Raw genomic sequence first — 21,566 nt, forward strand, 5'->3', positions numbered from 1 at the left:
CATGAGCCAAAGCGATCTGCGGATTCATCTGGACATTTTCGAGGGTCCGCTGGACTTGCTCCTGCACCTGGTGCGGGTCAACGAATACGAAATCTTCGACATCCCGATCGCGGAAATCACTCACCAGTACAACGAGTATCTCGATCTGATGCGCGAGCTGAACCTCAACATCGCCGGCGAATACCTGGTGATGAGCGCCACCCTCATGCGGATCAAAAGCCGCCTGCTGTTGCCGCTGACCGAAAACGAGGACGGCGAGGAGGAAGATCCGCGCACCGAACTGATGCAGCAACTGATCGAGTATCAGCGCTTCAAGGAAGCCGCGCTGGAAATCGCCGAACGGCCCATGCTCGGCCGCGACGTGTTCACTCGCGGTTTTCCCAGCCAGGAACTGGCCGAGGCGATGCTCGACAACACCTATCTCGAAGTCGACATCTTTCAACTCCTGCAGGCGATGCGCGACGTCATCAAGAACCTGCCGAAAGAGGAAGTGCACCGCATTCAACTGACCGGCATGAGCCTGGCCGAAAAGATGTCGAAAATTCTCGAAACGATCAAAAGCCGCTCCAGCATGCTGTTCACCGAAATGTTTCAGGGCGACGCCACGCGGGTCGACGTCATCGTCACCTTTCTCGGGATTCTGGAACTGACCCGGCAGGCGATGATCAAACTGACGCAGATCGACGAATTCGGTCCGATTCGAGTGGTTTCGCTGATCAGCGCGGAGGAGGACGAAAGTGTCGGTTGACCGTTCGCGGATCCTGTCCATTCTGGAAAGCCTGATTTTCGTTTCCGAGAAACCGCTGAGTTTCCGGAAAATCCGGGCGATCCTCGACGGCGTGCCCGCCAAGGATTTGCAAACCATGATCGAGGACCTGAGCCGCCAGTATCGCGAGCAGAGCCGCGGTATCATCCTCGAGGAAGTCGCCGAGGGCTATCAGATGCGCACGCCCCCGGAAAACCAGGATTGGATCAAGATGCTGGTCGAATACAAGCCCATGCGCCTGTCGCGGCCGGCGATGGAAACGCTGGCGATCATCGCCTACCGGCAGCCGGTTACCAAGACCGACGTCGAAAGCATCCGCGGGGTGGATTCGACCAGCGGCGTCGCCCGGCTGCTGGAGTTGGGGTTGATCAAAATCCTCGGGCGCAAGGAAATCCCCGGTCGGCCGTTCATCTACGGCACCACGCCCGATTTCCTCGAAGTATTCAATCTCGCCACGCTCGCCGACCTGCCCAGCCTGAAAGAAATCGAAGACCTCAATCCCGGCGAAATCGAAGCCTTTACCGACAAGCTCAGCCAAGCGGCCGGAGAGAAAGTTGAATCGGCGCCCGAAACCGAGGACAATACCCCGGACGAATTGCTCGACCTGGAACAGGTCGGGCATGACGCGGCCGCGCCGGTCGAAAGCGAGGATGTGGATTTGCTGTTGCCGCCCGAAAAAACGAAAAAATCCGCCGATCCCGACGCCGAATCGCGGGGACCGGAAGACGAAGAAGACGAAGACGAAAACGGCGACGAGGACGAGGAATACGACGAAGACGAGGAAGGCGAGTACGACGAGGACGAAGAAGGCGACGAAGAAGACGAGTACGACGAAGACGAGGAAGGCGACGAAGTCCCCCTCGATGACGACGGGATTCCCTCGGAAGACGAGGAACCCGGCGACGACGAATTCGACGAAAACGGATCGAAATGAAAATCACGGAAACCAAACCGACCCGCCTCGCCGATTTTCTGGCTCGCGCCGGCTACGGCGGTAAGCGGGAAGCGGCGCGGCTGATCGCCGCCGGCCGCGTCAAGGTCAACGGGGAAATCGTCACCGCGGCCGCGCTGGAAATCGTTCCCGCCAAGGATCACGTGCGCGTCGACGAGAAGCTCATCAAGTCGCTCTGGCCGCCGCTCTACATCATGATGAACAAGCCTGAAAAAACCCTGTGTGCCGCCTTCGATCCGGGCGGCCGCCGCACGGTCTACGACCTGTTGGGCAAATACGGTAAGGTGGTGCAGTCGATCGGCCGCCTCGATTACGACACCGAGGGGCTCCTGCTGTTCACCAACGACGGCGATCTGGCGCACGCCCTGACCAGCCCGGATTCCAAAGTGACCAAGATCTACCGCGCCCGCATCAAGGGCCAGATCACCCGACCGGAACTGGATCGCCTGCGGCGGGGCGTCGACATCGGCGGCTACGTCACCGCTTCGGCCCGCGTGCACATCATCAGTTCGGGCCCCGCCAATATGTGGCTCGAATTCACCCTGACCGAAGGCAAATACCGGCAGATCAAGCGGATGGTCGAGGCCGTCGGCCACCGCGTGCTGAAATTGATCCGCGACCAATTCGGTCCGCTGGAAGTCGGCAACCTCAAACTCGGCGATTGGCGCCACCTCGAGGAATGGGAAATCCGGCAACTTCGCAAGTTGGTGCGAGAATGAAACACGTCAAGAAACGCTGGCTGCTTGTCGGCCTGTTGGCTGGGATGGTGATTGCCTGGTTCGCCTGGCGGCAGTTCTTTTCCGGTCCGCCCCGCTCTCAACCCCTAGCCCCAATCACCGAATCGTTCAACCTGAAAAATCTGAACGCCTATCTGGCGATGTTCAGCCTGGTGCGCAGCAGTTTGGCCACCTACCCCGACCTGAGAAAAGCGGCCGAAATTCCGATCGACCCGGACCTGCCGGAAGTCTGCGACCGGCCGGTGATGGTTTCGATCTACCGCGAAAACGCGCCGCCGCTATGGGGCGTCGGCACGCCGCAGTGCCTGACCGAATTGAATCTGCCGTCGAGCACCAGTTGCTTCCGCGACGAAACGCTCTGCGCGATTTATCAGATCACCCGGCAGGCACCTTACAAAAAATTCTACATGGTCAAGCTCAACGAAGTGGCGGTCCGGTTCGACATCGTCAACCAGATGCGCCCCTTGCGCGTCTCCCGTAATTCTCTGAAGGGCGACCATGTGGAGCCGGGCGTACACGGGCTGATTCTGCAAAACGGTAAGCAATTGACCTTCCAGCCGCCCTTCGCCTACATTACCTATTCCTGGGAGACCGACGAACGCGGCAGCGCCGATCGGCTGCGTCTCCAGTTGGAAAAACTGGCCGAAAGCGCCGATCTCGCCAAGGGAAGCTGGTCGAAATATCCGCTCTACCGGTTCACCAGCCTGAGCATCCTGCAGCACCGGCCGGATTTCGTGCCGCTGTTCGTCATGCGCGACGCGCCGCTCATTAAAAAATTCGGCGCCCGCGAGATCGGCCGCGCCGCGATCGACTCCGGACGCTACCTGAACAAGACTTTCGATTTCAGCCAGCAGCGATTCCGCTACGTCTTCAACCCGCTCACGTTGGACAAGGGCGGCTTCCTCGATTACGACACCGTTCATCACGCCGGCACGGTCTACAGCCTCTTCAAGCTCTACAAGGCCAGCCGTAAAGACGATCTGGTGGATGTCTGCCAGGCATCGTTCGACTTTCTGACCAAACACATCGAACCGCCGCTGCTCGAACCGGAATTGCTCGGCGTCAAGCGCTGGCAAGTGGAGCAACTCGGCGCCGCGGCCTTCACGTTGCTGGCGGTCACCGAATTGCCCGACCGCCTGCTGAAGAAAACCGGCGTGGACCGCATCAACCGGCTGGCCCGCTTCCTGGTCGAGATGCAGGAGGAGGACGGCCGTTTTTACGACTTTTATTGGCAACGCCTGATCGGCTACATGCCGCGCAAGGCGATCAAGGGTTTCGCCGGCGAGGCGCTGCTGGCTCTGGCGCGGTACTACAAGATCAATCCGAACGTGGAATGGCTGCACGCCGCCCGCCTCGCCGCCAAGCAGCAAATGGCGCTCTTCGCCAAAACCGGCGTCGCCGATCCGTGGACCATTCAGGGGCTGGCCGAGCTTTTCGATGTCGATCCCGACCCGCAGGTGGCGTCAAGCTGCCTGGCCATGGCCGACACGCTGCTGAAAAACCAATGGGGCAACCCGGCGTACAAGAATCCGGTTTATCCCGACTACTACGGCGGTTTCGCCTCGGCCTACCCGCCACGCACCTCCACGGCCGCGCTGCAGGTGGAAGCGCTGCTGGCGGCGCACTGGTTGGCCTACAAGCTGCAAAAGGACACCAAACCATATGCCGACGCGATCCTCGCGGCGACGCATTTCGTCTTGCAGAATCAATATCGCCGCGACAATACCTACTATGTGAACCGGCCGGAGGAAACGCGCGGCGCCTTCCGCGGCGGCCTGATCGATCCGGAAATCCGGATCGACTACAACCAGCACGCCATCGCGGCCCTGACCGGCGCTTACGACATTGCTTCCATGCTGGAAACCGGCACTGTCCCCAAGGAATTCGAGGCCGAAGGCACCAAGGAATTGCAGGACACCCTCGAAATGGGCGGAAAAGTTCAATAATCGCCGATAGCGCTTGACAGTTGGCCCTTCACCCTTTATATAAGAGCACCGTTGTGCTGCGGGGTGGAGCAGTCCGGTAGCTCGTCGGGCTCATAACCCGAAGGTCCCAGGTTCAAATCCTGGCCCCGCTACCAATAAGCCCTCGAAATTGCTAGGGATTTCGGGGGCTTTTCTTTTGCGCGCATTCCCCCGCCCTGCTTTTGTGTGCATTCGTGTGCACTGAGCCTTGTTTTGTGCTATGTTTCGAGGCAAAGGAGGGCTTCGACATGGCGAGCAAAGAAAACGGCATGCGCAAGCGTTCCGGGCGTCATGCAGGGCTTCCGTACCGTTACCACGCGGGTTGGCGCATTCAGTGGGTTGACTCGAACGGCAAGCGCCGCTCAAAGGTTTTCCCGGATACCCAGTACGAACGGCCCTATGATGAAGCCGTTGCGGACCTTGCCCGGATCAAGGGCGAGTTGCAGGCGATTAAGGACGGACGCTTGCCGCCCAAAAAGGCTGTCCCAATCTTCGAGGATTTCATTGACAAGTATTGGGAACCGAACCGCACAAAGCACAAGCGTTCGCCGAAGGATGACAAGTCAATCCTGAGAAAACACCTCGTTCCATTTTTCGGCGCTTTCCCTTTGAACCAGATCACGACCGAAAAAGTTGAGCAATTCGGTGCGCACCTTGCGGAAAGCAACCTGAGCGTCAAGACGGTTCACAACGTCTTGACGCTCCTCATTTCGATCATGCGCTATGCCTACGACTTGGATTTCATTTTCCGGTTGCCGAAGATCAAGAAGCCGCGCATCCCCAAGCGGGATTACATCTATTTGCGCACAGACGCCCAGATACGGGCCTTTCTCAATGCGGCAAGGGAAAGGAGCCTTCCTCTATTCGCCCTCTTTGCTACGGCGGTTTATTCGGGCCTACGGGCCGGGGAGTTATTCGGTCTGCGTTGGTCGGACGTGGATTTCAAGAAGCTCCTGATTACCGTGCAACGCAGTTTCGACAAACCGACAAAAACCGGGGAAGTGCGACACGTCCCGATTGTTGACGTGCTCCGACCGATTCTTCGGGAATGGCACTTGCAGAACCAGAATGACCTTGTATTCCCGAATGAGGCGGGAAACATGCACACGCCGAATCCTCGCGTGATAAAGTACGCGCACAGGTTCACGACGAAAAAAGGATTGAAGGAAGTCAAGGGTGAGTTCGGCGCGATCCTGGAAGCCGCCGGACTACCCCGGATGCGTTTTCACGATCTTCGACACACATTCGCTTCGCAGTGGGTCATGCGCGGGGGCGATCTTTTCAAGCTGCAAAAAATTCTAGGCCATGCCGATCAACAAATGGTCCAACGATACGCACACCTTGCCCCGGAAGCCTATGAAAAAGAGCGCGCGATTTTCGGGAAGAAAGCTTCAAAGCCGACACGGATACACAAGTTCCCAGCGGAAAAGAAACGCCGAACGAGAGAGGCAAAGGCACTATGAACCGAAAACGAGCGTTTTCCTGTAAGCTGCGAACCGGGGACAATGTGACTTTGAAATTCGTCATGGCTTCAAAGGCTTTCTCAAGTACATTACGCGAGGATGCTAGGAAGCCCTTCCCTAATCCGACGAAAGTGGAGGCTGAATGATTTCCCAATCTTCAAAAATGGAATGGGCAAAGGCTCTCAAGGGAGTACGAGATATTTCAACGCCGGAACAGTTTCAGAAAGTCGTTGAAGCTCTTGGGATTCAGAATGAGGCCAAAGAAATTCAAACCTCTATCTTAGGGCTTTCTGAGGAAGACGAATTCGCTCTCATGTGTCTTCTCATGGGCACCACAACTCACCTGATCCGTCTTGAGCAACGTCACTATATCCCCGGCAAATACATCGCACCGGATTTCTTCGCAAGGTTCAAACCAGGTTACTATGCTCAGGGCTTCACCTCGGATGACTTTGATGAATACAAGTGCCTTGTAGAAGTCAAAACAACGGACAAAACCCAGTACGATATTGGCCGTTCATACCTCAATCGTTATCGCGCGGTCGCGGACATCATAGGAGTCCCGCTTCTCTTTGCAGTTCGATTCACTCGGTTCCGAGATGGTGCTGTTTGGGTAATCCACGAGGACAACGACAGGAGCCAGACAAACCTCAAAATACGAATTAACGACATGATCGGCGGTTTGAGAACTGTGCTATGGGATGAATGCAATTTCCTACTTCGTCCTGGTCTCACATTTCGGGCGATATATGACAGGGATTCTCAAGATAAGGGGATTTTTGTTCGTGATTTTGGCCCACAGGTGGATTTCCAATGCTGCGTTGACGGGCAATTCCAATCATTCCCCAAAGAGAATGCTTGGCGATATTCTGTCTTTTTTGAGGCATTCGACCTTGCAGAAGACAAGGTAGAGCAACAAGGCTCAATAACCTATCAAGAATTGGTCCCTCATATTCAATCACGCTCCATAGCCGATATTATTTACTCCTGCAACAATCTTCCGACTGACGAAAAGGGACGTAAAACATACGATGCCTCTAAGATTGTTGTGCGGATTGAGGAAGAGCTTGACCCGGCTGTTATCAGCAAGCCTAGAGTAATCGCAGTAGCCCAGAAACTCATGGAAGACAAACTAATTTTCCTCGGACATTTCGGGGAACCGGAAAAACATTTGGAAAAGTGGCGACGCATCGGGGGGAAAAAGTAGGTGTGGCGCGATGACAACACGTGAACCAAAACTGAAATTCATCGAAGTCTCAAAGGATTTCCTGAGCACCTTACGCGAGGAAACCGGAAAGCCGTTTCTAAATCCGGTTTACTACATGAAGGCGAAAGGAACGGACTTCGGGGGCGTCATAACGGAAGCCTCTCCCGGAAAGTGGGAACTTTGGATAGGCTTTGCGCTCGTACAGGAAAACATCCCGACACGCGAAAAGGCGGCTGAAATCTGTTGGGCGCACCGGATTGAGGTCAAATCAAGCGACGGATCATGAGCCGATGTCCGGTCCGGGCCGGTCGTGAATGATGGAATTGAACGCGGCTAAGGCGGCTTCCTCACGACTCGCGTAGCCTTCGCCCCTCTTGTCGCTTCCCCAAAAGAAACCCCAATTCCCCGGACTGATTTCCGCCACGAGTCCGACCGCCGTTCCGTCAACAAGCGTTTGATACACCGGAGCGGGAACGGTCGGGAGTTCCGGTACGTCCACCTCTGTGAACACAAATTCGGTGTCCGGGTAGTCCGTGTTGATTTGGACATTACGGGGCTTTTTCTTACTGGACATGAAGCGCCTTTTCTCCGACCGTCTCAGGTGTTTGACGTTGAATCTCCCGCCTTGCGTTCTTCGCCCCAAACCTTATCCCAGTTATCAAGGAAATCCGCCCGCTCGTATGCCTTCGGCTCAAGCCAGTAACTAACCCGCCCGTCCTTTTCCATGCGATGAACAATGGAATGCACTTCGGACGGCGTGAGAAGAAAGGCTTCCGGTTCCACGGCTGGCTTGCGGACGATTATCATTACATCGGCAATGAGGTTTCCAAGGTGCCCGCCAAGAGGAACGGCGTTCCGTTTCGAGAGCGTCTTTACTTGGACGGTGCGCTTGACGCTCGCGTCTTCGTTGTAAATCACGATGTCCACGCCGCGCGCATTGCGCGAAGTCGGAAGCACGTTCCACCCGTGTAGTGTGAGCTTGTAGCAAACCCAGTAAAGACCTGCATTGCCTACCTGTTGGTTTGATGGACGCTCTTCGGTGATTTCTTTGCCATTGTTCATTTTGAAGCACCGCCTAACATCCGCAACCGCCGTTCCCGCTGTCGCTTCCCTCGGACCCGGACACGTCATCGTCGTCAAGGGAGTCGTTATTGTCGTCGTCATCGGACGCGCCGTCGTCATCTGTTCCTGAGTCGTCATCGGGAGGGGAAGTGTCATCATCGTCGGAAGTGTCGTCATCCGGTTCTGTATCGTTATCGTCGTCATCATCATCGTCATCATCGTCGTCGGAAGTGTCGTCGTCGGTCGGAGTTGTGTCATCGTCGCCTGAGTCGTCATCCGCCGAATCATCGTCCGATGTGTCGTCGTCAGCCGAATCGTCGTCAGAGGTGTCGTCATCCCCCGTGTCATCGTCGCTTGAATCGTCATCGGCTGTATCGTCATCCGAGGTGTCATCGTCCCCGGAAAGAAGGCCGTAATAGACGAACGCGCCGCCCGTATCGGTATCGGTCCCGTCGTAGTAGGGCGCTGTCACCACGACGCTTGTTTCCACGTCGGCTTTCATGTGGCCTACGTTGGCGACGGCGTATCCGAGTTCGCAATCCGTTTGATCCAACAGGAATTCCCAAGAGGGATGCACTTGCAAGCCCGAATCCGATCCCCGGAAGATGAATGCACCGCCCTCTTCAAAACCGTCTTCATCGGGGTCGTACCATTTCGCGCCGACAAGCAGGTCGTCGTATCCGTCCCCGTCGAAGTCCCCCGCCGACGCGACACTTGAACCGACCGCGCCCCACAAATAGGCGGGGGGACCGATCCAACTTGGCGTTGTCGAAACCCCGGAGAGGTTGCCGTAGTAAGCGTAAACGTGCCCTAGATAGGGCGCGATGTCATATTCGGGAGAGCCGACAACGAGGTCGTCAAAGCCGTCTCCGTTTGCATCGCCGATCCCTGCAACGCTCTTCCCGAAATTTGCGCCCGGTTCGTCAGGATTGAGGGACAAGGTGATCGGGGGCGACCAACCTATGCCATAAACCGAACCGAGGAAAACGAACGCGCGTCCCCCGCTTGCGAAGTTCGCGGGTGCGCCGACAACAACGTCGTCAACTCCATCGCCGTCCAAATCGCCCGCCGAAGAGACGACCTGACCGAAGTATTCCGTGAACGTCGTTTCCCCGTAGTAAACCCAGTCCCATTCGTCCCAATAGGCTTCACGGGGCGACTTGCCGTAGAACACATAGGCCGCGCCTTGCGTCCCGCCCGGATTCATCGGGTCCTTGTCCTGGTCCCCGCCTATCACCACATCCGAGTATCCATCGCCGTTCACATCGCCCGCACAGGCAACCGCCGTTCCAAAGCGACCGCCGCTGTACCCGTCCCCGGAAATGATGCTCTCGAAGACGGAGCCGGACGCGGACCAGTAGTAGAGATAGACCACGCCGTACCCACCCGCGAGCGGTTGCCCGATCAACAAGTCTCCGTACCCGTCATTGTCAACGTCGCAGACAGCGACGGAATCGCCGTACCGCTGAGTGCCTGTCATGGTCAGACTTGGATTCGACGGAAACCCGGACGCCGAACCGTAGAAAACGGACACCATGCCCCCGGTCCACGCATAGAACGGGTCCCCTTGACTTACTATGAGGTCAACGAATCCATCCCCATTTAAGTCCCCGGACGCGACGGAGTATCCGAGATAGGTGCTTTCAGCCGTACCGTAGGCGGACCAGTCGGGCGACGGCGTTACAGGCGGGTCGGTTGCAAGAGCCGTCAAACTCAAGACATGAAAAACGATAACCAACGAAAGGACAAACAAAAAAGTACGATAGTTCATACGACGCCCCCGCTGCCCCATAAAAAAAGGGGCGACACGCTGCCCAGCCTCGCGGCCACAACGCGCGCCCCTCCCACAGAGGCGTCGTGTAGTCAGCACGGCGCGTGTAGGCGGCGTCGTGCGAGGCTGGATTTCACTTCAACCGTTTTCCGCTTCCTCGTTCACGGGTGACTAGTCCGTCAGCCTTTTCGGGCAGAAGTCGCAGTTTGCGATTGAAGCTCGAACCAAGAGTATCAAAGGGAAAGCAACGGATCAACAATGAAAAACGGACTTCGATTTGTTCGAGAAAAGAGCCGGTGTCTTCGTGGACTATCTCGGAAACGATCAATGATCCGACGTGGCGAGCATCGCTCGAAACCTTGCAGGTCGTTTTCCGGTTCGTAAGCACTCGTTCAATTCTTCATCCGTGTAGGAAGCAAATTCGTTTTCCGGCGTGACTGTCTCAGGTGCTACCCGGAAAAGACCAATGTACTTGCCAAGGTGAACCCATGCCGCTACGCGAGCGGAGCCGCTGTTTTCCGGGTTTTCCGCTTCGCGCCGAAGACCCGCTACCACGTCGTCAACCGTGACCTTGGCGCGTTCCCCGGCGTCATGCAGCATCCCGGAAAGAAAATACTGAATGTCAGGTTTTGACAGGTTTTCGTGTGCGATCCGGTTTGCGGTTCGCTCGCTGTATCCGGCCCGCCGCGCCGCCGCCGCGCCATTGAAATCAATCATGTACTCCCGACAGAAGGCTTCCTGCTTCGCAGTCAGCTTGCCGGGGCTTTCAACTTCCTTCATGCCGTCGCCTCCTCACAAATCATCCCGGAAAGGGGAAACCATTTTTCTTCGCTGTAATCGCGGGTGGATCGGACCCGTTTTGGGAAACATCGAAAATTAGGGTTTTCGGAATTCCCGTTTCGCCATTGGTCCATTCCTGCGTCCCTCTATACTTGGTAACTTATTAAACTCGTCCGCCGTGCGAACTACGGAAGGTGGCTCTGTCCGTCCGACTGTCGGACTGACAGAGTTTTTGCCGTTCTCAGAGAAAACCGCGTCCGTCCGCATGTCGGACGTATTGTTGTTCGGCGTCCGAACGAGGATTTTGTTTTTTCTCGATTCATAAGGGGCGACGCGGGGACTGACTCCCGGTGCCCATTTGCCTTCCGCCGTAAAACACGCTTTCCACTTTCCATGAACAAAGGGGGAATGCAAAAGGAAGAGGCCGGGTTTTTCAGGATCGTACACTTTCCATTTGAATGATAGCCGGTATTTCGTTTTTCTCCCCTTCCCATCGTAGAAGGTGCTGCCCTCCGTTATTTCGACCAACCCTAGCCGAATGGCATGGAAGCGTGCACGGTCAATGAGTTCATGGCGCATCCGCAACGGTCCGTCACCGTAGCCCCATGACAAATCCCTGTCGCAGTCTGCGAGGCACTTCATTTTCGCCCGGACGTTAAGAACGAAAGCGACCGCTTCCAAATGGTGACTTAGTTCTTCGCACACGGCTTGCGCGTATTTCAAATCAGCGGGCATGAAGCCCCACATGGCTTCCTTGCGCTTTTTGATTGAGCGTCCCATCGGATTTCCTTTCGGATTGGTAAAGAGGCACACCGCCCCTGAAAGGACTTATGGCTTTTCCAGCACGAGACCCGGTTCAACACGACGCTCTTCGAGCCATGAAAGGAGCCGTTCCCGCTCGAAGCGGACACATCGGGAACCGAGACGAACGTGAGGCAATTCCTTTCGACTGACTTTTGAGTAAATCGTAGGCAAGGCGAGATTGAGCAAGGCCGCTGCTTCTCTGTAGGTCAACAAGGCCGACACGGGCTGTTCATTAGTATGGGTTTCCATCGCACGTTTCCTTCTCGAAAGCGCCGTTGATCGGATTGGCTTGAAGTTTGGCGCGCATCTTCAAGTCAGAACCAAACCGGCTTTGTCGCGCATGGCGCAACCACTTCGGCTTCGCTCTGTTGAAGAGCCTCACGCGGGAGCCGCCTATTGCGGCCCGACTTGACTTGGACCCTATGGGTCTCCGGGGGAACGTGCCAACAAGAAGAGCATATTCAAAAGCAATCCGACACTATGGGAATGGCAAGGGCAAGTCAAGAAAAAAGTTGCGTGATAGAACAAAATTCTCGCGGCAATTCAAAGAGTTCCAGACAAAACGTCCGTTTTCTTTTTCGGTTATGGTCTGCGACTTTGGACAGGTTGTCTGTAACGCTTTACATCTCGAACCGCATGAACGTCACGTAAAGAGAGCGTTCCTTGTCGATAACCTCGGAATAAGCGACGCCGCCGGAGTACCCAAAGTGCTCCGCCATTTCTTTCAGGAAAGCCTCCCATTCGCTGTGGAGGTTTTTTCGTCCGTACCCTGTTGCGAACGTCAGCACCACAGGGGTCTCAATCCTTGATGCGACCAATTCCATTACGTGGAAGTACCTGTGAAGACGGATGCGAGTCGCTTCATCGCCGGGTCGTTCCGTGTTTTTCGCGTCACACACAAGAAAATGGTGGCCCGATTTCGTGCTGAGTGAGTCGAACACATCCGGGTTCACTTGCTTTGTAACCTCGAAAGGCCCTCGCGGATTCGGAAATCCTTTCTCCTTTGCCCAATGACAGAGACCTTGACGAATTTGCTCGTGCCGCGCGTTCGCAGCGATTTCAAACAATCCTTTACGAAACTTTGCCATTCTTTCAGTTTTCTCAAATCTGAAAAGCACATCGTCAACGGTATCCTTGGAATGGTCTTCGATGAAGCGTTCATAAATATCCGCCAATAATGAATCATCAAGGTCTCGGTTTTGAAAACGTTCGGCATATTCACGAATGGCATCCTTCGGTACGAACCATTGGTTCCCATACCGAACCGCCCGGAGCTTCTTATTCCGAATCTGGATTCGGAGCGTAACCGGGGAGACTCCGAGGTGCCCCGCTGCTTCTCCAAGAGTCAGAAAGTCTTTCATCGTTTCCTCCTTACGACTTATAAACATTTTCGTTTATGTAATTACCATCGTTTACGGAGGTGGTCAAGGACTTTCTTTCGGAGCCTATCGTGTGCATTTGTGTGCACAAAGTACGGAAACGCAACCAAAAATGAGCATAATTGCACACATTATAATTTGCAATTTCTACAGCAATAACAATTCGTTATACAGCTATTTCTTTCTTTTGATCGTACTCATAACCCGAAGGTCGCTAGTTCAAATCTAGCCCCCGCTAAAACGAAAACCCTCGATAATCTTGAAAGATATCGAGGGTTTTTCGCTTTTATCCCAAGTTCATACCCAGGGCGCGGAGCGAATTAACACAAACTGAGGGTTGTCGGTTCAAAATGAGTTCCGGCGACTTTCTAAATGGCCGCATATCGTTTGGGGGTTATTAAAAGCAACACCGCAGGCGAGATATTACTTTTTCGCCGGCGGATAGCCGTTGACCTCTTCGAATTTCATGCTGCGAATCGCGTGAGCCAGTTCATCCGCCGAAACCGGGATCGGTTCGTCGATAAGTTCGGGCACATTGTACATAAAGGGATCCTCGCCTTGCACCGATGGATCCCTGGCGGGGATGAGAACGGGTTTGTGCACCTGTCCTTCGGGATCGACATAGGTCAGGTAGGTCCGAATATAGATTCCCGTCTCCCGGCTGCTGCTGAAAACAAGCCACCTGCCGTTGCTTGACCAGGAGTTCCACCCCCGCGATTCCCCGGTTTGCAGTTCCGGGCATTGACGCGGTTCGAACCGTCCGGTCTCCCGCGCCTTTTGCAGATCGACCAGATAGATGTAATCCATCATGCGGATCGTGAGCCAACGCCCGTCCGGGCTGGTGCGCGGGAATAAAATGCTGTTTCCCGTCTCGCGGGACGAAATGATCACCTCGGGCTCCGACCATTCATCCTTGTCGATGTCGAAGCGAACGCGGACCAGATCGAATGGGACAATCTGCCGCAGGACCTCACTCGGCACGTCCTTCGTCGGCGTCGCCCCCCAAGGTTTGGGTGCGGCCGAGGCGAAGAGTTCACGCCCGTCCGTCGAGAAGGTCGCACCGTCCTGCAGCCAATCCTCGCGCGCGAGGCCCGGGATCGGGCGCACGGTCCGCGTCGAGCGCCGGTAGTAGAACAGATCGGATTCCTCCGCCCGAGAGCCACGTGGTGTAAGGCGTGGTTGTTGGAAGACAATGACATCGCCGCCGGGATGCCAGGTGGTGTAGCCGAACTTCAGCGGAATTTTTTCGATCTTTCCATCGATTACGAGAATCGTACCCGTATCGAAAATAAAATGTCGAAAGCCCAACGACATATACCGCGTTTTATTTCCGACGAACGAATGGCAATTGATACACGAGGTCCCAATGCGCTGGTTGTCCAGGACAATCTTGTCGTCAAAACCGCCGAGCGTTCGCTGACGGATTTGGATGCTGGTCTGCCGCCAGTCCTGCCCCGGAATTTTTCGGCGATAGACGAGGTAATCGTCCACGCGCTCGCGCGCCACGCGCACTTCAAACTCCTTGAAGCGCCGCCATCCGCCAAGGCGATCCTGTATCGTGACCTCGAATTTCAATACGCCACCTTGATTACTTTCCAGCAGTCGATGCCATTCCGCTTCCGGGATCGGAACCGCGGGATCCGATCGGGAGATCGTGATCTCGGTTCCTTGGTCGCCGTGAATCCGCGTTTGAAAAGCGACACCCGGTTCCTCGATCCGAAAGCGGATCGGCGCGATATTCGGTGGAATCACCGTGGCGGCATAGTCGGGGAAAATCCGCGGTTCGGTCCCGGCCAAAGGGGCACTCGCCGGCGGTGTTGCCACGCTTTTACACCCGGCGAAAACGGCTAATAAGGCAACAATCACCGTCAACCGCAAGCCGGTGTGCTTCGTTCGATAATTCACGGTGCCACTCCCGCGGGTGATCTCGCCTGATCATAATAGTACCAATAGGTCGTTTGGAATGCGCCACCGTCGCTTCTCTCCCCGTTCGCGCGGCGTTCCCGCCAGGATCGATACGCCGCCAGCCGATCGACGACGGCCGGATCGACAGCGAACCGGTCCGCGAGCGGCTCTTCCGCGGCGCCGTTTTGCCGGAGCGCGAGCGCCTCCTGATAGTGTACCGGTAAGGTTCGACCCGGCGTCTCCGGTTGCTTGGCCAACATCGCGGTAAAAGCATCAAGCTGCCGCTCAAGCAGGTAAAACGCCCCAAGATATTCGGCGGCCATCCGGTTGTTCGGACAGCCGGCAAGGATGCGGTTGAGAGTTTCGGCGTCGTCGATATACAGGTCAAAAATGTCTTGGACCGCGTACATCGAGGAGGTTTCATCGGTTGCGCACCTTCGCTCGCGGAGCCAGCGGATTTCCGGATCGGCGGCCAGTTGCTCGTCGGTGTTCATCATGGTTAGTTTCTTGGCCGCCCATTGGGAGTCGAGGAAACTCTGTGAAAGTTCGCCCAGGAGGATTCGGGCCGAACCTTTGTCTCCCGTAGCCAACGACAGAAGCGCCAGCTTTCGAAAAATCAATGGCCGGAAACCCATCCAATCGGTTAAAATTATTAGCTCCAATTTCGCCACACTCAGTAGCCCAAGGTCGATGTGCAACTGCGCTCGCCGCCATAGACTTGGCGCCTTGAAATTTACTTGCTCGCTGAACGGAACCTGTGGCTCCCGGCCAAGCAAGAGAACATCAGCACCGGTTTGATGGAATTCGAACATACGATTGGCAAGCGCGCCGGTATGGAAAAGCGCCCGGTTCACGGAATTTAGTATAAGGGGGTTGTTGGAATAACCATGCGCCCGCTCGATCAACTCGGCCCATCGTCCATGATACGCTAGATAATCGGATTCCAAGAAATCTTTTTTGAAGAAATCAGGGGCACCCACCAACCCAATGATGGTCACCGCAATTGCCAGGGATTGAAAAATGCGGTTGCGTAAAAGTCGCCTTGCACCCGCAACTTGATGCCATGATTTGGCCCGATCAGTCCCGATGAGACCGCGGAGCGTTTTTGCGAGCAAGGGCAATGCGACAATGAGGTAAAAAAACATCGCCGTGACAATCTCGATCAGGGTGGACAGTCCACCGATCTCATCCTGCGAGGAGGTTGATACCGGGACGAACAAGTGAACCAGGATTCCGGGAGAGAACGGAAGGATTAGGGTGTACGCCTCCCAAGGTCCATAACCGTAGACGAGCACGCCGATCCCAAAGGGGATTAATGCCAACGAGGCTAGATGGACGACCGCCCGCCATCGTTGTTGACGCCCACGAACGCGTCTTTCATATAAGGCGCAACACAAAGCATAAACAATGAAAGCACCGCCAGCCAATTGGTAAATCGCTACCGTGCCAGCCAACTGCCACAAGACGTTCAATCGGAACGACCATCGGCATACGATAACCGCCAAGCCCATCGATATCAGGAAAGCCAGATAAGCCGACAATTCGAATCGGTACCGAGCGAAGGTGACGAACAGCGCCAGGGGACCGGTAAACCGCAGGAACCGCAGCGATGAGTCGCCGATGAGCCGGATAAAAGCATCCGTCACGAAAAACAAGGCCCAACCCAGACCGACAATGATCGCCGCTCCCAGCCATGAAAAACTGAACAACTGGGCAAGGAATGCCGCGATGTACTCCACCGTGCCGCCAGGACGGGAAATGCCGGCGAGAAATGGATCTAATCCGGTTTTAAATATCGGAAAGTTCGGAATAGTTCCGGCCCCGTGGAAAATCAGACAAGGTTCGATGACCAACCAGGTATATAAAAAGAGGATTGCGAAAATGACCGCAGACAGGATTTTCGATCGGCTCGTACCCAAACGAAACATCCACCCGTCCAAGCGAGTTGAAACGCGAAGCCGAAAACTATCCAGTTGTCGCAGCAGATCACCCTCCTGGTTCACCTCCCCGACCCAATTTCCAGAGCACCAAAATGTCATGACCAGAATAAAAAACCGAATTCGCACTGTCAAATTGTAGGCTGATCGGACACCGTGGAATCCGGACCGAGAAAAGCTTCCTGGAACTCGGGGCGAGAGGCGAGCGTACGGGCTTCGCCGCTCATCCAGACACGGCCCTCGTGTAGCACGTAAGCGTCGTCGCTGATCGCCAGCGCGATGTGAACGTTCTGTTCCACCAGCAGCATGGTCAGGCCGGCTTCCTTCAGGCGGCGGACGGCGCGGAACAGATCCAACGACAGCGCCGGGGAAAGGCCGAGGGTCAGTTCATCGAAGATCAATACGGCGGGCCGCGCCATGAGGCCGCGCGCGACTGCGAGCATCTGTTGTTCACCGCCGGACAGCGCCCCGGCCGCCTGTCGCTGCCGTTCCTTTAAGCGAGGAAAAAGCTCGTAGACGCGGGTGAGTGTGTCGGCATCACGGCCGCGGCCGCGCGCGGCAAACGCGCCCATTTCCAGATTCTCAGCCACCGTCATTTTGGCGAAAAGTCGCCGCCCCTCCGGAACCAGCGCGATCCCCAAGCGGGCGCGCGCGTGCGCCGGCAGGCGTCCAATGTCTTTTCCCTGGTAGAGTACTTGCCCGTTCGAGTGGCGGATCAGCCCGGCGATCGCGTGCAGCAAGGTTGTCTTCCCGGCGCCGTTGGCGCCGCAGAGCGCGGTCAGCCGGCCGGACAACAGGCGCAGGCTCACCTCGCGCACGATGAGGGTTTCGCCGTAACCGGCGGTGAGATCCTTCACCTCCAGAATCGCGCCGGTATTTGCCGCGCCGTTCGTCACGCCAACAACTCCTGTAAGGCGCGTGGATCGCCGAGGTATGCCTCGATCACGCGCGGATTCGCGGTGACTTCCGTCGGCGCCCCAGCCGCGATAATCGCGCCGGCCTCGAGGACGACGATGGTATCCGAAACGCTGGTCACCGCTTGCATGACGTGTTCGATCATCAGCACCGTGAGCCCCTGGGCGCGAACGCGCCGGATGATCGCCAGCATTTGCGCCACCTCGACTGGGTTCAAACCGGCCAGGGTTTCGTCGAGCAATAACAAATGCGGCCGCGCGGCCAGCGCCCGCGCCATCTCCAACCGCTTTTTTTCGGCGAGGTTCAGCGTCCCGGCCAATTGACCGCCGCGCGCCCGCAGTTCCACCAATTCAAGAATTTCATCGGCGGCGGCCGCCGCTGCCCGCCCGCGCAGCCGTTCGCGTCCGAAACAAGCGCCCACCATCGCATTTTGCCGCACGGTGAGGTCCATCAGCGGGCGAACGACCTGGTGGGTGCGCGCCAGGCCGCGCCGGGCGATCCGGTACGGCGGCAGGCCAGTGATATCGCGGTCGGCGAAAAGCACGCGGCCGGAGTCGGGACGCAAGACCCCATTGATGAGGTTGAAGAGCGTCGTCTTGCCGGCGCCGTTCGGTCCGATGATGCCAATGATCGCGCCCCGCGGCACTTCGAGCGACACGTCTTGAATGGCGCGCACACCGCCGAACGACTTGCCCAACTTTTCCAGGCGAAGGATCATTCCAGATACCTCCGCAGCCGCGTGAAACGATGGCGCAACGCCCCGACGATGCCCTGGGGAATAAACAACACGATCAACAGCAGCGCGCCGCCCGCGAAGACCAGGTGCATGTTCTTGAACAGATCGCTCGTCAGCAACAGTCCGCGCAAGCGTTCGTAACCCAGCGCCCCGACAAGCGGCCCCAGCACGGTGCCCTGCCCGCCGAGCATGATCATGACCAGCGATTCGATCGACATGTGCAGGCGAAAGGCGTCGCCCGGTTCGATATTGCCGTTTTTAAAAAAGTAAAGCGCGCCGACCACTCCCGGGAAAAACGCCGACACGGCATAGGCCAGCGTCTTGAACAGCGGCGCATCCACGCCCATCGTCTGCGCCGCGTCCTCGTCCTCGCGGATCGCCAGCAAGCCCAGGCCGAAGCGCGAGCGCTTGATCGCCAGCGAAACGATCACCACCGCGAGCGCGACGGCCAGCATCAAGCCGTAGACGAACCACAACGCCTGCGCGGGGCCGCCATACTTCTGGTATACGACAAAATTCAGCGACAGGCCGGTTGCGCCGCCGAACGGACCGAAGTTGTTGACGAAGGCGCGGGCCGCCTCGTTGACGCCGATCGTCGCCAGCGCGAAATAGGCGCCGCGCAGCCGAAGCACGGCCATGCCGAGCAAGACCGCCAACGCCGACGCGACGAACCCGCCGGCCAGGGCCGCGGCGAACAGTGACCAGGCATGCGCCGTGAGAAAATACATTGCGGTATAACCGCCGAGGCCGAAAAAGACGATGTGGCCGAAATTGACGTAGCCGGTGAAGCCGAGAAAGATATTCAAGCTCGAAACGAGCACGATGTAGAGCAGCACGATAAAGGCCGTCTCGCGCAGGCTGTCGTCGTGCGCGAAAAAAACCGCCGCGCCCGCCGCGAGCAACAGCAACGGATACAGCCAGACGGGTGGTTGTTCGCGCCGGCTCATTTCATTTCGCTCCGAACAGCCCGGTCGGCCGCACCACGAGGATCAGGATGAAGATCCCGAACTCCAACACGGGCGTCCAACTCACGGGAAGAAAAAGCGGGATGAGCCCTTCCGCCGCGCCGAGCAGCAGGCCGCCGAACAGCGCGCCGAGCGGGTTGCCGAGGCCTCCCAAAACGCAGATGACGAACGATTTCGGCTCGAACCCGGCACCGCTGTAGATCGTGAACGGAAAAACCGTGGCGATCAGCAGCCCGGCGACGCAGGCCAACATCGCCCCGATGCTGAACGACAGCGCCAGCACGCGCGTCGTGGGAATGCCCATCAATTCCGCCGCCTGGCGATTGTCGGCCGCCGCGCGGATCGTTTTACCCGTCGCGGTACGGTTCAAAAAGAAATGGAGCGCGGCGGCGATCAGAACCGCGACCAACGCGGCGGCGAGTCGCGAGCCCTGGATCACGACCGCTCCGAGCACCACCGCGGGAAAGGAAAAATCGATGTTACGCGGCGTGCCGGAAAGCAACGTCGTGCCCAGGCCGAACAGGATCATGTTCACGGCGAAAGTGGAAAGCAGGCTCGCCAAATGCGGCGCGGTGAGTACCCGGTGAACGGCGCCCCAGTACATCGCCAGGCCGACCAAACCGCCGCCGATCGCCGCGATCGGTACCGCCAGGTAGGGGTTCAACCCGCTCGCGGCGAAAAACCAATAGGCGATGAACATGCCGAGCGTCATCAGCGCCCCGTGGCCGAGGTTGATGACGTTCATGACGCCCCAAATGAGATTCAGCCCCATGGCCGCCGCGCCCAGCACGCAGCCCATCAAAAGGCCGTCCACCAGGGACGAAAGCAGTTGTGTACTCACCCGCCGATCCGTTCGCGCTCAGTGAATCGGATAGACGGCCGACGCGGATTTCACCTCGGCGGGCCAGACGACCTGCTTGACGAGTTCTTGCCGCTCATTCTTCTGCCATTGGATGTAAACCATCTCGTGCCCCTGCTGCAGGCCGTGCAACGCCGGCGCGTTTTCGAACCGAATGCGGCCGAAGAAGGTCAGGAGATTCAGGTTGTCGAGGGCGGCTTTGATCTTGTCGGTACCCAGCGAACCGGCCGCCGCGATCGCCTTTTGCAGAACCAGGCCGGCGGCATATCCGCCCGCCGAATGGTAGGACGGTTCTTCGTTGTATTTCCGGCGATAGGCCTCGCTGAATTCCTCGACGCTCGGGCCGAACCATTCGCTCTCGCCGGGGCTGGCCAGCGCGGCGTTGTACTTCGCCTGCGGCTCCCACTGGCTCGGGCCGACGATCCCCACGGCCGCGTCGCCGATTTCGGCGAATTTCGGTTCCGGCGGCGCCACGAGCAGCGCAATGAATTTGGCTTTGATGTTCTTCTCGAACAATTGACGCGCGAAAGTCGTGCCGTCGGCGAAGTGGCCGCCGCCCAACACCACGTCGACGGTCGGCGGGATTTTGTTGATGAACGGCGCGAAATCCGCCGCGCCTGTGTCATAACCCTCCGCCATGGGTATCTTGACGCCTTTTTCGCCGGCGTACTTGCCGAGCGCCCCACAGACTTCGGTGGCGAACTTGTCTTTTTCGCAAATGAGCGCCACGGCATGGGGGCCCGAATCGAGCGAAGCCAGCAAATCCAAAGCTCCGGTCAGATAGCGGCTGGCCGGCGTATAAATCTGGTAGACCAGGCTATAACCCTTGGCGTGGGTGGAATCCGACGCCGCGCCAGCGGTAATGATGACCTTGCCGTTTTGCTCCGCGATGACGGCCGCCGCGTCGGCCAGACCGCTGCTGTAGGGACTGATCAAGAAATCGGCGTGATCCTGCGTAATCAGCTTGGTGTAAAGCTCCTGCACCCGGTCCTTGTTGCTTTCGTCGTCATAGAACTTGGTGGCGAAGCGAATGTTTGTGCCGTCGGCCAATCGGGCGCCGCCCGCCGCATTGACCTGCTCGATCCACAGGCTCAACCCGTTGATCTGGCGGGTCGACTCCACGTTGAGCTTGCCCGTCTGCGAAGCGGTGAACCCGATAGTGACGGTTTTCGCCTGCGAACCGTCGGTGGGAATCGCCGGTTGCTCGCTTTTCGCGCAAGCGGCAAAGGCAATGATGAGGAACATCGGCAATAACCGGCACGAGAACCAGAAGCGGCATTTGACGGCACGCATGGCATTCCTCCGTTCGGGACTCGGTAAGCGGATACCACACTTGGGATGATGACTACGATTCAGTTGTACCC

21 protein-coding genes and 1 tRNA gene are annotated in these 21,566 nt (G+C 57.2%); 8 read left to right on the forward strand and 14 right to left on the reverse strand.

Annotated elements, in window-relative coordinates; genetic code table 11:
• The first annotated feature begins 1 nt into the window (after window position 1).
• The 8 genes from GX444_03905 to GX444_03940 all read left to right on the forward strand — a co-directional run bounded on the left by GX444_03905 (window position 2) and on the right by GX444_03940 (window position 7,375).
• Window positions 2-748 carry a segregation/condensation protein A gene (locus GX444_03905; GenBank protein ID NLH47732.1) on the forward strand — a complete coding sequence of 249 codons (747 nt, stop codon included), beginning with the start codon at window positions 2-4 and terminating at the stop codon, window positions 746-748.
• The gene (scpB, locus tag GX444_03910) at window positions 738-1,700 is read left to right on the forward strand and encodes an SMC-Scp complex subunit ScpB (GenBank protein NLH47733.1); all 963 of its coding nucleotides are present in this window, start codon (window positions 738-740) and stop codon (window positions 1,698-1,700) included. The genes GX444_03905 and scpB overlap by 11 nt, the downstream gene beginning before the upstream one ends.
• The gene (locus GX444_03915) at window positions 1,697-2,437 is read left to right on the forward strand and encodes an rRNA pseudouridine synthase (protein ID NLH47734.1); all 741 of its coding nucleotides are present in this window, start codon (window positions 1,697-1,699) and stop codon (window positions 2,435-2,437) included. The genes scpB and GX444_03915 overlap by 4 nt, the downstream gene beginning before the upstream one ends.
• Window positions 2,434-4,401 (forward strand): hypothetical protein, encoded by a 1,968-nt coding sequence (locus tag GX444_03920; protein NLH47735.1) that lies wholly within the window; start codon window positions 2,434-2,436, stop codon window positions 4,399-4,401. Before GX444_03915 ends, GX444_03920 begins: the two co-directional genes overlap by 4 nt.
• 57 nt (window positions 4,402-4,458) lie before the next feature.
• Window positions 4,459-4,535, forward strand: a tRNA-Met gene (locus GX444_03925).
• Between the two features lie 132 nt (window positions 4,536-4,667).
• Entirely contained in the window at window positions 4,668-5,882 is a 1,215-nt protein-coding gene (locus tag GX444_03930; GenBank protein ID NLH47736.1) for a tyrosine-type recombinase/integrase, read from the forward strand.
• A 142-nt stretch (window positions 5,883-6,024) separates the two neighbouring features.
• The gene (locus GX444_03935) at window positions 6,025-7,089 is read left to right on the forward strand and encodes a hypothetical protein (protein NLH47737.1); all 1,065 of its coding nucleotides are present in this window, start codon (window positions 6,025-6,027) and stop codon (window positions 7,087-7,089) included.
• Between the two features lie 10 nt (window positions 7,090-7,099).
• Window positions 7,100-7,375 carry a hypothetical protein gene (locus GX444_03940; GenBank protein ID NLH47738.1) on the forward strand — a complete coding sequence of 92 codons (276 nt, stop codon included), beginning with the start codon at window positions 7,100-7,102 and terminating at the stop codon, window positions 7,373-7,375.
• Here GX444_03940 and GX444_03945 read toward each other — a convergent pair.
• From GX444_03945 to GX444_04010, 14 genes are all read right to left on the reverse strand, one after another.
• Window positions 7,370-7,663: a hypothetical protein gene (locus GX444_03945; GenBank protein NLH47739.1), complete on the reverse strand. Its 294-nt coding sequence runs from the start codon at window positions 7,661-7,663 to the stop codon at window positions 7,370-7,372. The genes GX444_03940 and GX444_03945 overlap by 6 nt on opposite strands.
• 23 nt (window positions 7,664-7,686) lie before the next feature.
• Window positions 7,687-8,151: a hypothetical protein gene (locus GX444_03950; GenBank protein ID NLH47740.1), complete on the reverse strand. Its 465-nt coding sequence runs from the start codon at window positions 8,149-8,151 to the stop codon at window positions 7,687-7,689.
• Window positions 8,152-8,164: 13 nt separating this feature from the next.
• On the reverse strand, window positions 8,165-9,922 hold the full coding sequence (locus GX444_03955; protein NLH47741.1) for a hypothetical protein: 1,758 nt from the start codon (window positions 9,920-9,922) through the stop codon (window positions 8,165-8,167).
• Window positions 9,923-10,246: 324 nt separating this feature from the next.
• Window positions 10,247-10,702, reverse strand: a complete 456-nt coding sequence (locus GX444_03960) for a terminase small subunit (protein ID NLH47742.1) — start codon at window positions 10,700-10,702, stop codon at window positions 10,247-10,249.
• Between the two features lie 96 nt (window positions 10,703-10,798).
• Window positions 10,799-11,482: a hypothetical protein gene (locus tag GX444_03965; GenBank protein ID NLH47743.1), complete on the reverse strand. Its 684-nt coding sequence runs from the start codon at window positions 11,480-11,482 to the stop codon at window positions 10,799-10,801.
• Between the two features lie 48 nt (window positions 11,483-11,530).
• On the reverse strand, window positions 11,531-11,755 hold the full coding sequence (locus GX444_03970; protein NLH47744.1) for an excisionase family DNA-binding protein: 225 nt from the start codon (window positions 11,753-11,755) through the stop codon (window positions 11,531-11,533).
• A 371-nt stretch (window positions 11,756-12,126) separates the two neighbouring features.
• Window positions 12,127-12,867: a helix-turn-helix domain-containing protein gene (locus tag GX444_03975; GenBank protein NLH47745.1), complete on the reverse strand. Its 741-nt coding sequence runs from the start codon at window positions 12,865-12,867 to the stop codon at window positions 12,127-12,129.
• Window positions 12,868-13,308: 441 nt separating this feature from the next.
• Complete coding sequence (locus GX444_03980; GenBank protein ID NLH47746.1) at window positions 13,309-14,790, reverse strand: hypothetical protein; 1,482 nt, start codon at window positions 14,788-14,790, stop codon at window positions 13,309-13,311.
• Window positions 14,787-16,718 (reverse strand): hypothetical protein, encoded by a 1,932-nt coding sequence (locus tag GX444_03985; GenBank protein ID NLH47747.1) that lies wholly within the window; start codon window positions 16,716-16,718, stop codon window positions 14,787-14,789. Before GX444_03985 ends, GX444_03980 begins: the two co-directional genes overlap by 4 nt.
• A 140-nt stretch (window positions 16,719-16,858) precedes the next feature.
• Entirely contained in the window at window positions 16,859-17,593 is a 735-nt protein-coding gene (locus GX444_03990) for an ABC transporter ATP-binding protein (protein NLH47748.1), read from the reverse strand.
• Between the two features lie 26 nt (window positions 17,594-17,619).
• Window positions 17,620-18,360, reverse strand: a complete 741-nt coding sequence (locus GX444_03995) for an ABC transporter ATP-binding protein (GenBank protein NLH47749.1) — start codon at window positions 18,358-18,360, stop codon at window positions 17,620-17,622.
• On the reverse strand, window positions 18,357-19,325 hold the full coding sequence (locus GX444_04000; GenBank protein ID NLH47750.1) for a branched-chain amino acid ABC transporter permease: 969 nt from the start codon (window positions 19,323-19,325) through the stop codon (window positions 18,357-18,359). The genes GX444_03995 and GX444_04000 overlap by 4 nt, the downstream gene beginning before the upstream one ends.
• 1 nt (window position 19,326) lies before the next feature.
• Entirely contained in the window at window positions 19,327-20,184 is an 858-nt protein-coding gene (locus tag GX444_04005) for a branched-chain amino acid ABC transporter permease (protein ID NLH47751.1), read from the reverse strand.
• Between the two features lie 18 nt (window positions 20,185-20,202).
• Complete coding sequence (locus GX444_04010; GenBank protein ID NLH47752.1) at window positions 20,203-21,495, reverse strand: ABC transporter substrate-binding protein; 1,293 nt, start codon at window positions 21,493-21,495, stop codon at window positions 20,203-20,205.
• Between the last annotated feature and the right edge of the window lie 71 nt (window positions 21,496-21,566).

This window comes from Myxococcales bacterium, assembly GCA_012517325.1.
In the GTDB taxonomy this organism is placed as follows: Bacteria; Lernaellota; Lernaellaia; order Lernaellales; family Lernaellaceae; genus JAAYVF01.

What these genes read in the sequence shown, in the direction of transcription:
- GX444_03920 (NLH47735.1), top strand. Translation starts at nt 2,434, where the DNA reads ATGAAACACGTCAAGAAACGCTGGCTGCTTGTCGGCCTGTTGGCTGGG.
- GX444_03970 (NLH47744.1), bottom strand. Translation starts at nt 11,755, where the DNA reads ATGGAAACCCATACTAATGAACAGCCCGTGTCGGCCTTGTTGACCTAC.
- GX444_04010 (NLH47752.1), bottom strand. Translation starts at nt 21,495, where the DNA reads ATGCGTGCCGTCAAATGCCGCTTCTGGTTCTCGTGCCGGTTATTGCCG.
- GX444_03955 (NLH47741.1), bottom strand. Translation starts at nt 9,922, where the DNA reads ATGAACTATCGTACTTTTTTGTTTGTCCTTTCGTTGGTTATCGTTTTT.
- GX444_03930 (NLH47736.1), top strand. Translation starts at nt 4,668, where the DNA reads ATGGCGAGCAAAGAAAACGGCATGCGCAAGCGTTCCGGGCGTCATGCA.
- GX444_03985 (NLH47747.1), bottom strand. Translation starts at nt 16,718, where the DNA reads ATGTTTCGTTTGGGTACGAGCCGATCGAAAATCCTGTCTGCGGTCATT.
- GX444_03960 (NLH47742.1), bottom strand. Translation starts at nt 10,702, where the DNA reads ATGAAGGAAGTTGAAAGCCCCGGCAAGCTGACTGCGAAGCAGGAAGCC.
- GX444_03950 (NLH47740.1), bottom strand. Translation starts at nt 8,151, where the DNA reads ATGAACAATGGCAAAGAAATCACCGAAGAGCGTCCATCAAACCAACAG.
- GX444_03940 (NLH47738.1), top strand. Translation starts at nt 7,100, where the DNA reads ATGACAACACGTGAACCAAAACTGAAATTCATCGAAGTCTCAAAGGAT.
- GX444_03915 (NLH47734.1), top strand. Translation starts at nt 1,697, where the DNA reads ATGAAAATCACGGAAACCAAACCGACCCGCCTCGCCGATTTTCTGGCT.
- GX444_03935 (NLH47737.1), top strand. Translation starts at nt 6,025, where the DNA reads ATGATTTCCCAATCTTCAAAAATGGAATGGGCAAAGGCTCTCAAGGGA.
- GX444_03995 (NLH47749.1), bottom strand. Translation starts at nt 18,360, where the DNA reads ATGATCCTTCGCCTGGAAAAGTTGGGCAAGTCGTTCGGCGGTGTGCGC.
- GX444_03965 (NLH47743.1), bottom strand. Translation starts at nt 11,482, where the DNA reads ATGGGACGCTCAATCAAAAAGCGCAAGGAAGCCATGTGGGGCTTCATG.
- GX444_03975 (NLH47745.1), bottom strand. Translation starts at nt 12,867, where the DNA reads ATGAAAGACTTTCTGACTCTTGGAGAAGCAGCGGGGCACCTCGGAGTC.
- GX444_03945 (NLH47739.1), bottom strand. Translation starts at nt 7,663, where the DNA reads ATGTCCAGTAAGAAAAAGCCCCGTAATGTCCAAATCAACACGGACTAC.
- GX444_03905 (NLH47732.1), top strand. Translation starts at nt 2, where the DNA reads ATGAGCCAAAGCGATCTGCGGATTCATCTGGACATTTTCGAGGGTCCG.
- GX444_04000 (NLH47750.1), bottom strand. Translation starts at nt 19,325, where the DNA reads ATGAGCCGGCGCGAACAACCACCCGTCTGGCTGTATCCGTTGCTGTTG.